Origin of the sequence: Bacteroides sp. RTP31139st1_H2_RTP31139_211217 (assembly GCF_040227615.1) — a bacterium.
In the GTDB taxonomy this organism is placed as follows: domain Bacteria; phylum Bacteroidota; class Bacteroidia; order Bacteroidales; family Bacteroidaceae; genus Bacteroides; species Bacteroides uniformis.
Genome location: NZ_JBCNZM010000077.1, coordinates 9,294 through 22,086, shown reverse-complemented (window position 1 = coordinate 22,086; position 12,793 = coordinate 9,294). Strand labels below are relative to the sequence as shown.

Here is a 12,793-nt window from a genome sequence, read left to right as displayed (position 1 = left end):
CTACAAGAGTAACCGTGGCAGACTATATCCTGCCGAAGACACTCTAAGCGCATGTTTCCAGTTTGACAGCGGACTGGTGGGCAGCGGCTCCTGGTGCTTTGTCGCCCACGAATCCGCCCGCGAAGACCGTATAGAAATCATTGGAGACAAAGGCATGATTTGTTTCTCCGTATTCACCTATGACCCCATTGCGCTGCACACAGAAAGAGGGCGTGAGGAAATCATTGTCGAAAATCCCACCTACGTCCAGCAACCGCTTATACAGGCAGTGGTAGACCACCTGCTGGGCAAGTCAGTCTGCGGCTGTGACGGTGAAAGCGCCACTCTGACTAACTGGGTAATGGACAAAATACTGAACAAACTCTGATTAGCGTTCATGGGGTAGACCTTACCCCATGTCGAAACCTTCACATTTCCGGCCGACCAGCTTGTACACATCGGCACTCTCGCCTACAACCCATACCACATCGCCTTCTACAAAAGGTTCATGCGGGTCGGGAGCATGCAGGGTCTCCCCTCCCCGCTCCACACCGGCAATCAGGCAGTGATACTTCTCGCGTATCCCTGCTTCCTTCAGGGTCTTGTTCAGGAAAGGAGACTGCCCGTCCACACAGAACTGGCGCAGAATCATCTCACTCTTCTCTATCACATCCGTATTCATGGCAGACACCTTATCCATCTCCTTGCCGAAGACGTTCAGTTCCTCGTCCGTAGCAATCACTTGTATCTTGTCCTGCGGGAAAAGGCGGACAGACGCTCCGGGAATATTAATCCGTTTCTTGCCCCGAAGGATGGAGACCACATGGATGCCGTATTTCTTTCCGAAATTCAGCTCCGCCAATGTCCTGCCCACCCATGCCGACTCGCCGGGGATTTCAAAATCCGTCAGGTGCAGGTCGCGCGACAGCAGACGTCCCGCATACTCCGGTTTCTTCTCTCCCATATACTCGGCACGCATGTCGCGGTACCGCAGATTCTGGAAGAATGTCCTCTCTATCATGATGGACTGCTTCTTCAACTGGCGGGAGAGTATCATTAAAGTCACCAGCAACACCGCCACTCCAAATACCAGTCCCACAGACATCTTGAACAAACCGGCTATAACGAACATGACAAACGAAACACCCAGCAGCAGACGCAGTACAATGGTAGCCACCAACGGCGCCCGGTTTCCACGGTTATCTTTCCATAAAGTCACGAACTCCTCCGAATGATTCTTTTTAATCATGATAGCACGCAGAAACGGAGCTATACACAGAATGATGATAAAGGCAGCCAACAAAGAGCCCCATACCCCGGGCAGACTGTCGTGCACGAAAGGCACCAGAAAACGGAACGCCAAAGCTATCACCGCCACGCAAATGATAGAATATACAACCGTAATCCTGACTAGTGCAAATATCAGTTTCTTCCACAGACTTTCATGGTTCATCGTCTGCGAACCTGAAGCATAACGGGTCAAGAACTTTCTCCATTTTTCCGGCAAATGCGTATCCACAAGATTGGAAGCGGGGCCTGCCAAACGAATCATATAAGGAGTAAGGAAGGTAGTGATGACAGACACCGCCACCACAATAGGATACAAGAAATGGCTGGTGACATGCAGCGACACGCCCAGCGAAGCTATAATAAAGGCAAACTCACCGATTTGCGTCAGACTGAAACCGCATTGCATAGCCGTCTTCAGCGGTTGCCCTGCCAGCAGCACGCCCAGCGTTCCGAAAAGGGATTGTCCGAGGATGACCGCCAGAGTAATCACGACAATAGGTCCCGCATACTCCACAATCATGGCCGGGTCTACCATCATGCCGACCGATACGAAGAAGATGGCGCCGAACAAGTCCTTGACCGGCTTCACCAGGCGCTCTATGCTCTCCGCCTCTACCGTCTCGGCAAGAATGGAGCCCATGATGAACGCGCCGAAAGCAGCCGAGAAACCCGTGTGCGCGGCCATCACCACCATACCGAAACAGAGTCCGAGAGAGACTATCAGCAAGGTTTCCTCGCTCATCAGCTTCCGGCACCGCTTCAGCAATCCGGGGATGAGGTATATCCCTACGACGAACCAAAGTATCAGGAAGAACAGCAGTTTGGCAATGCTCCCCAGCATCTCCGTACCCTCGAAGTTATGGCTGACTGCCATCGTGGAGAGCATCACCATCAATACGATGGCAAGAATATCCTCCAGGATAAGCACACTGAGCACCAGCCCCGTGAACTGTTTCTTGCGCATCCCCAAATCATCAAACGCCTTATAGATAATGGTAGTGGACGACATGGCAATCATACCGCCCAGGAAGATACAGTCCATCCGTTGCCAGCCGAACCCGGTACCTACCGCCACTCCCAACAATATCATACAAAAGATGATGGTACACGCAGCAATAATCGCCACGCCTCCCACCTTCACAATCTTCTTGAAGCTGAATTCCAATCCCAGTGCAAACAGCAGGAAGATAACGCCTATATCCGCCCAGGTCTGTATATTAGCCGTGTCCATCACCGACGGTGTATAGGCCATGTGAGGGCTGGCAAGGAATCCTGCAACTACATATCCTAACACCAGCGGTTGCTTCAATTTCTTAAAAAGCAGGGTCATAATCCCCGCACAAATCAATATCAGAGCTAAATCAGCTATCAAAGGGGCTAAATGTGACATAACACTACTTATCTATTAATCAGAGATATACAACTGCAAAACTCTGCAATACATCTGCAGTAGCTCTGCAATACATCTGCAGTGGCTCTGCAAAAGCCTTGCAGCGTCACTGCAACTGCTTTGCAGCAACACTGCAAAAGGTATGCAGTAACTTTGCAGCAGTTGTCTGTACGATTCTACAACACTCCTTTCGAGCTTGGCAGTTCAAAGTGATAAATATCCCTTTTCACCGCCATCTTCAGCGCACGTGCCAGCGCCTTGAAGATGCCTTCTATCTTATGATGTTCGTTCTGCCCTTCGGCTTTTACATTAAGATTCATCCGGGCGGCATCACTCAAGGACTTGAAGAAGTGCAGGAACATTTCCGTAGGCATGTCGCCTATCTTCTCGCGCTTGAACCCGGCATCCCATACCAACCACGGGCGACCGCCGAAGTCGAGGCACACCTGGCAGAGACAATCGTCCATAGGAAGGGCATAGCCGTAGCGTTCGATGCCGCGCTTGCTTCCTAAGGCCTGATAAAGGCAGTCGCCCAGAGCAAGAGCGGTATCCTCGATGGTGTGATGCTCGTCCACTTCAAGGTCACCTTTCACACGGATGGTGAGGTCCATGCCGCCGTGCTTGCCTATCTGCTCCAGCATGTGGTCGAAGAAGCCCAGTCCGGTCGCGATGTCACAATGCCCGTCACCATCCAGATTCAAGGATACGTATATATCTGTCTCCTTGGTAGTGCGACGTACTTCCGCCGTACGCTCACCGGCAAAGAGGAATTCGGCAACCTTATCCCAATCCCTGGTGGCGAGGGCGCAGTAATCTTCAAGTCCGTCACAAGCGGCACCGCCACCTTCGGAAACGGGTTTCAATGACGCCGTGTCATCTTGCAGAAGAATGGCGCGGCAGCCCAGATTCTTTGCCAGTTCCACATCCGTAGGCCGGTCGCCAATGACGAAACTGTGGGACAAATCGTAGTCCGGGTTATCGAGGTATTTGGTAAGCATTCCGGTACGCGGCTTGCGAGTCGGTGCATTGTCGTCGGGCATGCTGCGGTCTATGCAGATGTCGTCGAAGGTGATGCCTTCGCCTTCCAATGTCTTCATCATCAGGTTGTGTGCCGGCCAAAAGGTCTCTTCCGGAAAGGAAGTTGTGCCGAGCCCATCCTGATTGGTTACCATTACAAAATCAAAATCCAGCTTGCTGCGGATGAAGCCAAGATTGCGCATCACTTTCGGATAGAACTCCAGCCTCTCCAGGGAGTCCAGCTGATAATCAATGGGCGGCTCAATGACTAAAGTCCCGTCACGGTCTATAAAAAGTAGTTTCTTCATTTTAAAGGATATTTTTTTGAGGGAATAAAGGGAGTTATCGGGAGTTAGAAGGAGTTAGAGGCCGATAGTTCTGCTTGCATAAGCATTACTTGTATAAAACAGCAGTATCGGCCTCTAACTCCCTTTTACTCCCTTTAACTCCTTCTACATATATTCCTTCAGCGCTTCAATCAATTTTTCATTCTCCCCTCTCGTTCCTACCGTCACTCGCAGGCAATTTCCGCAGAGTGACACGGAGTTACGGTTGCGGACAATGATACCCTTGCCTACCAGATAATTGTAAATCTTCACGGCATCCGTCACACGGGCCAGGAAGAAATTGGCATGGGAAGGGAACATCTTCACCGTACATGGCAGTGCGGCGAACTCGGCTTCCAGATTCTCCCGTTCTTCTTTCAAGGTCTTCACCCAACGTTCTATTTCATAATAGCGGTGAAGCATTTCCACTGCCTGCTTCTGTGTCAACTGGTTCACGTTATAGGGATATTTTATCTTACTGAGGATGCCGATAATCTCCGGTGAGGCAAATGCCATACCCAGACGGATGGCAGCACATCCCCATGCTTTGGAGAAGGTTTGCAGTACAATGAGATTCGGATACCGATTCAAATTTTCGAGGAAGGAAGGTGCTTCGGAGAAGTCATTGTATGCCTCATCCAGTATCACCAACCCATCAAACTGGTGAATCAGCGTTTCAATCTCGCTACGGAGCAGGTCATTGCCGGTAGGATTGTTGGGAGAGCAGATAAAAATCAGTTTGGTATGCTCATCCGCAGCAGCCAAAAGCTTGTCGGCAGAGAACTGGAAATCCTCATCGAGCAGCACCTTGCGGTACTCCACATCATTAACGTCGGCACAGACTTGATACATGCCGTAGGTAGGGTCGATAGCCACTACATTGTCCACACGGGGTTCACAAAAAGCACGGAACACCAAATCGATAGCTTCGTCACTGCCATTCCCTAAGAAGATGGAATCGGGACTCACCTTTTTAATTTTAGACAATTCTGTCTTTAACTCCCGCTGCATGGGGTCGGGATAACGGTTGTGCGGCATGTTATAAGGATTCTCGTTTGCATCGAGAAAAACGGATGCCGCAGCACCATTATATTCATCACGTGCTGAAGAATAAGGCTTCAGACGCCAGATATTCGGACGGGTAAGTTCTTGTAATGTTTTCACCATGTTATTTATGATTTGACAATTTACGATTAAAATTACTTTAAGCCATCAGCTCTCAATTTTCAACTTTCAATTTCCATTTCCATTTTCCAACTGCCCCAGTCTCACACTCACAGCATTCTTATGCGCATCCAGCTGTTCATTGGCAGCCATCAGCTCGATGGCAGGGCCGATGATATTTAATCCTTCCGGCTTTATCTCCTGAAAAGTTATCTTGCGGATAAAGCTGTCGAGGCTGACACCGCTGTATGCTTTGGCATAGCCGTTTGTCGGCAGGGTATGGTTTGTGCCCGAAGCATAATCTCCCGCACTCTCCGGAGTAAGAGAACCCAGGAATACGGAACCGGCATTCACGATACGTTCTGCCACGGAAAGATAATCCTCGGTTTCTATGATAAGATGTTCGGGAGCATACGCGTTGGTCAATTCAATGGCTTCTGCCATGCTGTCCACTACAATCAGTTTGCTATTGGCAAGAGACTTTTCGGCAATCTCTTTACGTGGCAGTAAGGCCAGTTGGCGTTCCACTTCCACCTTTACAGCTTGTTGCAATTCGACAGAGGTCGTAATTAATATAGCCTGACTGTCCACTCCGTGTTCTGCCTGGCTCAACAAGTCGGCGGCGACAAAAATCGGATTAGCTGTTTCGTCAGCCAAAACTTCTACTTCCGAAGGTCCTGCCGGCATATCTATCGCCACATCACGCAAGCTCACAAGCTGTTTGGCAGCCGTGACATACTGATTTCCCGGACCGAATATCTTGTAAACCTTAGGCACACTTTCCGTTCCGTATGCCATAGCGGCAATGGCTTGTATGCCGCCAGCTTTGAAAATCCGGTTGACACCTGCCACTTTTGCGGCAAACAACACAGCGGGATGTACCTTTCCGTCACGTCCCGGAGGGGTGCAGAGAACAATCTCCTTGCATCCGGCAATCCTGGCGGGAACGGCCAGCATCAGTACCGTAGAAAACAGCGGAGCCGTTCCTCCGGGGATATACAATCCCACCTTTTCTATGGCAACCGCTTTCTGCCAGCAGGTCACCCCCGGCTGAGTCTGCACTTTCTTGCCCTCAAAGCGTTGTGCGGCGTGGAAAGTCTCGATGTTCTGCTTTGCCAGGCGAATAGCTGCTTTCAAGTCTTCACTCACCAGGTTTTCCGCTTCCTGCTGTTCCTCTTCCGACACTGCCAGCGAGGCCAACACCACTTTATCAAATTTTTCTTCATAATCCAGCACAGCACGGTCTCCCTCCTCCTTCACACGGTCAATAACACTCCGCACCGTATCAAACAGATTCTCCGTATTCATCACCGGACGTTTCAGAATCTCTTGCCACTGGGATTTATCGGGATTACTAATCAATATCATAATGACATGTTTTTAAAGATTTATGCATAAACCATGATATTATTGGAGGTGTATCAAAACTCTCTGAAGACTTTCTTTTAGGCGCTGATTACGCGGATTTCACGGATTTATTTTACCGAATCCGCGCTATTTCGCGTAATTCGCACCTAATGTCGTAACATAAAGAAAGCGTTTATATACTTTTGACACATCCTCGAGGCTTTAAATTATCATTTTCTCAATCGGCAGCACCAGAATGCCTTCTGCCCCCAGCGCTTTCAGCTTTCCGATAATCTCCCAGAAACACTTCTCGTCGAGTACGGTATGTACTGAGCACCAGCCTTCTTGTGCCAAAGGCATCACCGTGGGGCTCTTCATGCCCGGAAGTACAGAGACAATCTCATCCAGTTTCTCTTTCGGGGCATTCATCAGCACATACTTCTTATCTTCGGCTGTCTTCACGGCATCCATACGGAACAACAGCTCCCTCAATATCTCTTGCTTTTCCTCGCTCAGGTTCCTGTTACCAATCAGCAGGGCTTCGGACTTCATCACAACCTCCACTTCCTTCAGGCGGTTGCTCACCAGCGTAGAACCGGAACTTACAATATCGAAAATGGCATCTGCCAGACCGATGCCCGGCGCCACTTCTACCGACCCCGTAATGACGTGTATCTCCGCATTCACCCCATTCTCTTTCAAAAAGCCGGAAAGGATACCCGGATAAGATGTCGCAATCTTCTTTCCGTGAAACCACTTCACCCCCGGATACTCAATATCCTTCGGCATGGCAAGAGACAGACGGCATTTGCTGAATCCCAGACGCTTGATTATCTCTGCATCCTCATTCTTCTCAACAAATTCATTCTCACCCACAATTCCTATATCAGCCACTCCGGTAGCCACAGACTGCGGAATGTCGTCATCCCTCAGAAACAACACTTCAAGAGGAAAGTTTGACGACTGCACCAACAACGAGCGCTTCATGGCACTCAACTTTATATCCGATTCTCCCAAAAACGACATGGTCTCGTCATACAGACGACCCTTAGCTTGTACTGCAATTCTTAACATAAGGTTATTTACTATTTTACGATTTACTATTTACTATTTTGAATGAGATGACAGAAAACAAAACGAGGCTTACCAATATTCGGCAAGCCTCGTCTGTTATGTCATCTGTTGTACATATACACTCATACGCCCACCGAGTTATTCGTTAGGATGATGATGGTGATGATGTGCAACGATATTCTTCATATTTTTTGGATTTTAATGCGACAAAAGTAAACTAAAAGTTTGAAACTCCAAAAGATTTATCACAAAAAGTTTATTTTTTCTTTCAAATTCATCTTAGTTCACCACAGATTACACAGATTTGCACAGATTATTTTTATTCCAATCTATGCAAATCTGTGTAATCTGTGGTGAAACAATTAAATCAACGGCAATATTTCCTCCTGCTCTACTTCGCAGCTATGGAAATGCATTTCCGCTTCCGCCTTCTCCTTCGGAAAGGTAAAGTAGGTGCAAGTGGCTTCTGTGCAAAGTTCGCCCATGCTATTATACAGGCGTGCTTCTATGATAGCAATATTCCGCTTCTGCTCGCGAAGCGAAGCCCGCAGCACCACATGCGTGTCGTTGGTCGATATGGATTTGCGGAAGCGGGTTTCCATTTTCGATGTCACCCCGCCGGTCTGCAGCTTGCGGAACACGACCCAGCCGCAGATTTCATCCAGCAATACGGACTGGATGCCTCCATGCAACGTATTCAGCCACCCTTGATACTCCGGACGCGGCTTCCAGATGCTCACCACCTCGTCACCGTCCTCATAAAACTCCATTCTCACACCGGCTTCATTGTCGGGAGAGCAACCGAAACAGTTGTAGCCCTCCATATCTTTCCACGGATTGATAATCTTCTTCATATCGTATTCTTCTTTATCTGGTTTTGATTCATAAAGTCTCTCAATAAGACGTTCAATATTAGTCATTCCGATTGGGAACTACAAATTATTGATGCCTTTTTCAGAGAAAAATTAGCGGGATACTGTTCAAAAACCGGTTATTTTATTTAGCTTTGTATAAATGAGAGAGAACAACAAGATGCAAAGAGGGGCCTTTTTCTGCTTATGGATATTATTTACATTCTCATTGTTTGCGCAAAACAAGGAGAACGGTTCTGTCGCATGCGACAGCATCGTATATAAAAACACCTTCGGAAAAGCATTGAAGAAATTCCTCAACTTCAGCGACTTCGACACTACCTATATCAGTCCCAACCGATACAATTACGCCCTGATGCTCGACCATTTCACCAATTACGAGTATTACTCCGTGGGCAATGACGACCAGCGGCTCCGTTTCTCGCCCAACCCTCACAACAAGATAGGCGCTTACTTCGGATGGCGTTGGATATTCCTGGGATGGGCTGTCGATACGGACTGGCTCTACGGAAAGAAAAGCAAGAAAAAGCGCGGTACGGAGTTTGATCTCAGTCTTTACAGTTCCAAACTGGGAGTCGACATTTTCTATCGCAGCACCGGAAACGACTATAAGATACACAAGGTATCCGGCTTTTCCGACGAGATTCCCTCCAATTATTCCGAAGACTTCAACGGATTGAAAGTAAAGATGAAGGGATTAAATCTGTATTACATTTTCAACAATCGACGTTTCTCCTATCCAGCCGCCTTCAGCCAGTCCACCAACCAGCGCTGCAATGCAGGTTCTTTCATTGCCGGATTCTCCGTATCCACCCACAATCTGAACTTCGACTATACCAAGCTGCCCGAAATCATTCAGGAAACCATGAACCCGGGTATGAAGGTGAAACATATCAAATACACGAACATCAGCCTCAACGCCGGCTATGCCTACAATTGGGTGTTTGCCCGCAACTGCCTCGCATGCCTGTCGTTCAATCCGGCTGTCGCCTACAAGACATCACGCATAGAGAAGACAGAAGAGCGGGAAGCGGACGACTGGTACAAGAATTTCAATATCGACTTCATTCTGCGTGCAGGTGTGGTATACAACAACAGCAAACACTTCGTGGGTACCTCATTCGTAGGACGGACATACGACTACTACAAAAACAGTTTCTCCCTAAACAACGGGTTCGGTACCCTCCAAATATATGCCGGATTCAACTTTTATCTGAAAAAGGAGTACCGGAAGAACAAAAAGTAAAAAAGGCTTTCAGCCCTCATCTCCCCTCAAAAGCTATAAACACACTCCACCCCTACTATATCCTTCCGCTTATCCTTCTCCCATTGCCTGCAATAGAAGATGTCCACCTCCCAGCGCTCGGACAAGGGCAACGTAATACCCCCACGATAGCGCATCCGCTTTACTCCGAAGTGCTCTGTCTTATTCAAACCATTATACATCTCGGCCGAAGCATACGGTTCCAGCTTGCACTTCGGAATGTCATAGGCAAACTTCGCACGCGAGCGCAAGCGGAACTCATCTCTATGCCCATCGAACGTATACTGAAAGCGCTCACGCAAGGACAGTTTCACCCTTTGCACACGGGCAGACAGAGTGCCTTCCAAACGGTAGCGGTGCCGGAACTTCCAGCCATCTGCCCCCCGATTGCGGTAATGCGTCTCATACCCAGCTCCAAGCTTCAGGAAAGGCAACAGCTTATAGCTTCCCCCCACCTTCAGCCCCCACCGGTCTGTCTTTCCCAAATCATCCTTTGTACGCCACTCCAGCCCACCGGAAACAGTAAATGCCGGCTTCAACTTATATTCGAAACCGGCATTCGCCCAAGTGGCAAAATCCTTCTCCTGCGCCCGCAGGGAAAAAGACGAAACAACCCATAGAACTATCGGCAAAACAAGTACTTTCGTGCATGAAGATATATTACTTACCATACGCTTATTCTGTTAAAGTGTCAAAGGTAAGGATAAATTCTGTAACAATTCTGTAATACTACAAATCTTGTCTGCACATTTCCGATTTTTCAATGATACTTAAAAAACAGAAACCGAGATACAAAAAACAATTCAAAGTTGCCATATATGTATGGCATCATATATATATTTGTAGCATGAAAAAACACCCTTATAAGCGTTTCATAGATTATTTATTTGGGGTGATTCATTTATGTGAAATCTCTTTCAAATACTCCTCCACCTTTCCGAAGAAGGAGGTCAAATGAGAACCGTCGACAAAAGCATGGTTCACATAAATGGAAAGAGGAAATACCAGACGGCCTTCACGAGATACGGCCTTGCCGGCAGTCATCAACGGATAACTGCAACCGTTGCCTGCTTCGGCAAGTGTATAGGTTATCGAGGTGAAATACATTTTGGGAACCGCACTCAGATGGACCACATCGTAATCGCCTTGCTCGGCAAGAATCTTTTCGGCTCCATAAGGGTCACCGTCCTCGGGCATGTTTGTTATCAAGGCGTAGGCTTCGGCATAGAAACGTTCAAAGTCTTCGTAATAGGGAATGCGCACGGTATAGAATGTTTTCCCAGGAACGGCTATCGGAGAAATGATGTCCACCCGGTCGTGAAAAACAACCCGGCCTTCCTTGTCGGTACGGTAACGGAGTTCATCGACTTCATTGGCCGAACGCACCACAGCATACAGATAATAAAGGAAAAAGGAGCGCTTTGCAGCCCGGGCTGCAGCACTGGCTTCCGTGCAGTCAATCTCTGTGGTGACGGAATACCAGGAATTTACAAAATTGCGGAAAAAGCCGTAGTTATCCCGGCGTTCCCAAGTATCAATGTCTATAATGTGTTTCATACAAAAAGGGGATTTAGTGAAAAAAGGATACCTTTTTACAAGCATCCTTTTTCCAATTCTATTTATTTCTCTTTCTTATAATTCTCCAGTCCGGTCTGCAGGAACTCGATATACTTAGGTATATCCTCGTCGTAGGAGTAAGACTTGTTGAGCGGCTTGCCTTCGTTGTCAATCAGCACGTAGAAGGGCTGCGCATTGGCGCCGAACTTGACACGCTGCAGATAGCTCCATTTGTCGCCTACGGTGCGCAGCGTGCGTTCCGTGCCGTTCTCCACAATCTTCACGGGAGAAGGAAGCGGTGTCTTGTTGTCGACGTAAAGCGTGATAAGCACATAGTCGTTGTTGATGATGTCGCTCACCTTCGGGTTGGTCCATACGGCAAGCTCCATCTTACGGCAGTTCACGCAGCCGTAGCCGGTGAAGTCGAGCATCACGGGCTTGCCATGCTGGCGGGCATACTCCATACCGAGGTCGTAATCGTCGAACCTGGCATGCACCTCATTATTGTAAAGGTTGAAATCCTGCGTCTGCATGGGCGGCGCAAAGGCACTGACCGCCTTCAACGGCGCTCCCCACAAACCGGGAACCATATACACCGCAAATGCCAGTGAGGCCAACGCCATAAAGAAACGGGGTACACTAACCTTTGAATCGTCATCATCGTGCGGGAACTTGATTTTGCCCAACAAGTAGAAACCAAGCAGTGCAAAAAGTACAATCCACAAAGCAAGGAACGTTTCACGGTCGAGGATGCGCCAACCGTAAGCTAAATCGGCTACCGAAAGGAACTTCAGGGCAAAAGCCAGCTCCAGGAAGCCAAGCGTCACCTTGATGATATTCATCCATCCGCCGGATTTGGGCATGGACTTCAACCAGGACGGGAACAGGGCAAACAGCGTGAAAGGCAATGCCAAAGCTATGGCAAAGCCCAGCATGCCGATGGCGGGAGCCACCACGCTGCCCGTCGTGGAAACCTGCACCAGCAGGAATCCGATAATGGGTCCCGTGCAGGAGAAAGATACCAGCGACAAGGTAAATGCCATCAGGAAGATGCTGAGCAAACCGCTTGTCGCCTCGGCCTTGCTGTCTACAGCCGTACTCCACTTGGAGGGCAACGTTATCTCGAACGCTCCGAAGAAGGAAGCCGCAAACACCACCAGCATCAGGCAGAAAAGGATATTGAATACTGCATTCGTAGAGAGTGCGTTCAGTGCGCTGGCTCCGAAAACAAGCGTGATTGCCAGTCCGAGCGTCACATAAATCACCACGATGGAAGCGCCATACGTCCACGCATCGCGGATGCCCTTCTTCTTGTCCTTGCTGCGTTTCAGGAAGAAGCTGACCGTCATCGGGATGATGGGCCATACACAGGGGGTGAAGAGCGCCAGCAGTCCACCGGCAAATCCCGTAATGAAAATATAAATCCAGGACATGTCTTCCTGCGAAGTGGTTTCGCCCAAAGAATTCAGTTCACTGATGACCGGCTTCCATAGGTCCACCTTGTCCGCCACCT

10 protein-coding genes and 1 pseudogene are annotated in these 12,793 nt (G+C 48.7%); 2 read left to right on the top strand and 9 right to left on the bottom strand.

The features are described 5' to 3' along the window. A pseudogene (locus ABUA47_RS13720) lies at positions 1 to 367 on the top strand (gfo/Idh/MocA family oxidoreductase); the annotation flags it as partial. A gap of 21 nt (positions 368 to 388) precedes the next feature. Here the strand turns inward: ABUA47_RS13720 and ABUA47_RS13715 are convergent. From ABUA47_RS13715 to ABUA47_RS13690, 6 genes are all read right to left on the bottom strand, one after another. After that, entirely contained in the window at positions 389 to 2,659 is a 2,271-nt protein-coding gene (locus ABUA47_RS13715) for a cation:proton antiporter (protein ID WP_035448965.1), read from the bottom strand. A 176-nt stretch (positions 2,660 to 2,835) separates the two neighbouring features. Next, complete coding sequence (gene hisB, locus ABUA47_RS13710; protein ID WP_347774088.1) at positions 2,836 to 3,984, bottom strand: bifunctional histidinol-phosphatase/imidazoleglycerol-phosphate dehydratase HisB; 1,149 nt, start codon at positions 3,982 to 3,984, stop codon at positions 2,836 to 2,838. Positions 3,985 to 4,128: 144 nt separating this feature from the next. Continuing rightward, on the bottom strand, positions 4,129 to 5,169 hold the full coding sequence (gene hisC / locus ABUA47_RS13705) for a histidinol-phosphate transaminase (protein WP_035448969.1): 1,041 nt from the start codon (positions 5,167 to 5,169) through the stop codon (positions 4,129 to 4,131). A 66-nt stretch (positions 5,170 to 5,235) separates the two neighbouring features. Then, positions 5,236 to 6,534 (bottom strand): histidinol dehydrogenase, encoded by a 1,299-nt coding sequence (gene hisD, locus ABUA47_RS13700; RefSeq protein WP_035448971.1) that lies wholly within the window; start codon positions 6,532 to 6,534, stop codon positions 5,236 to 5,238. Positions 6,535 to 6,735: 201 nt separating this feature from the next. Further along, complete coding sequence (gene hisG / locus ABUA47_RS13695) at positions 6,736 to 7,587, bottom strand: ATP phosphoribosyltransferase (protein ID WP_005832724.1); 852 nt, start codon at positions 7,585 to 7,587, stop codon at positions 6,736 to 6,738. A gap of 362 nt (positions 7,588 to 7,949) precedes the next feature. Next, complete coding sequence (locus ABUA47_RS13690; protein ID WP_005832726.1) at positions 7,950 to 8,441, bottom strand: PaaI family thioesterase; 492 nt, start codon at positions 8,439 to 8,441, stop codon at positions 7,950 to 7,952. Between the two features lie 160 nt (positions 8,442 to 8,601). Here ABUA47_RS13690 and ABUA47_RS13685 point away from each other — a divergent pair, with 160 nt between their 5' ends. After that, entirely contained in the window at positions 8,602 to 9,705 is a 1,104-nt protein-coding gene (locus tag ABUA47_RS13685; protein ID WP_373124040.1) for a DUF4421 domain-containing protein, read from the top strand. Between the two features lie 26 nt (positions 9,706 to 9,731). Here the strand turns inward: ABUA47_RS13685 and ABUA47_RS13680 are convergent, their stop codons facing one another. The 3 genes from ABUA47_RS13680 to ABUA47_RS13670 all read right to left on the bottom strand — a co-directional run. Then, the gene (locus ABUA47_RS13680) at positions 9,732 to 10,394 is read right to left on the bottom strand and encodes a DUF2490 domain-containing protein (RefSeq protein ID WP_008665391.1); all 663 of its coding nucleotides are present in this window, start codon (positions 10,392 to 10,394) and stop codon (positions 9,732 to 9,734) included. 226 nt (positions 10,395 to 10,620) lie between these two features. After that, a complete protein-coding gene (locus ABUA47_RS13675) occupies positions 10,621 to 11,280 on the bottom strand; it encodes a CatA-like O-acetyltransferase (protein WP_008665389.1) in 660 nt (219 codons plus the stop codon). Between the two features lie 62 nt (positions 11,281 to 11,342). Then, a partial coding sequence (locus tag ABUA47_RS13670; protein WP_349831678.1) for a protein-disulfide reductase DsbD family protein occupies positions 11,343 to 12,793 on the bottom strand: 1,451 nt, incomplete at its 5' end.

Excerpts from the sequence above, each read along its gene's own strand:
- ABUA47_RS13690 (WP_005832726.1), bottom strand. The coding sequence starts at position 8,441 with ATGAAGAAGATTATCAATCCGTGGAAAGATATGGAGGGCTACAACTGT.
- ABUA47_RS13685 (WP_373124040.1), top strand. The coding sequence starts at position 8,602 with ATGAGAGAGAACAACAAGATGCAAAGAGGGGCCTTTTTCTGCTTATGG.
- hisD (WP_035448971.1), bottom strand. The coding sequence starts at position 6,534 with ATGATATTGATTAGTAATCCCGATAAATCCCAGTGGCAAGAGATTCTG.
- ABUA47_RS13715 (WP_035448965.1), bottom strand. The coding sequence starts at position 2,659 with ATGTCACATTTAGCCCCTTTGATAGCTGATTTAGCTCTGATATTGATT.
- hisG (WP_005832724.1), bottom strand. The coding sequence starts at position 7,587 with ATGTTAAGAATTGCAGTACAAGCTAAGGGTCGTCTGTATGACGAGACC.
- ABUA47_RS13675 (WP_008665389.1), bottom strand. The coding sequence starts at position 11,280 with ATGAAACACATTATAGACATTGATACTTGGGAACGCCGGGATAACTAC.
- hisC (WP_035448969.1), bottom strand. The coding sequence starts at position 5,169 with ATGGTGAAAACATTACAAGAACTTACCCGTCCGAATATCTGGCGTCTG.
- ABUA47_RS13680 (WP_008665391.1), bottom strand. The coding sequence starts at position 10,394 with ATGGTAAGTAATATATCTTCATGCACGAAAGTACTTGTTTTGCCGATA.
- hisB (WP_347774088.1), bottom strand. The coding sequence starts at position 3,984 with ATGAAGAAACTACTTTTTATAGACCGTGACGGGACTTTAGTCATTGAG.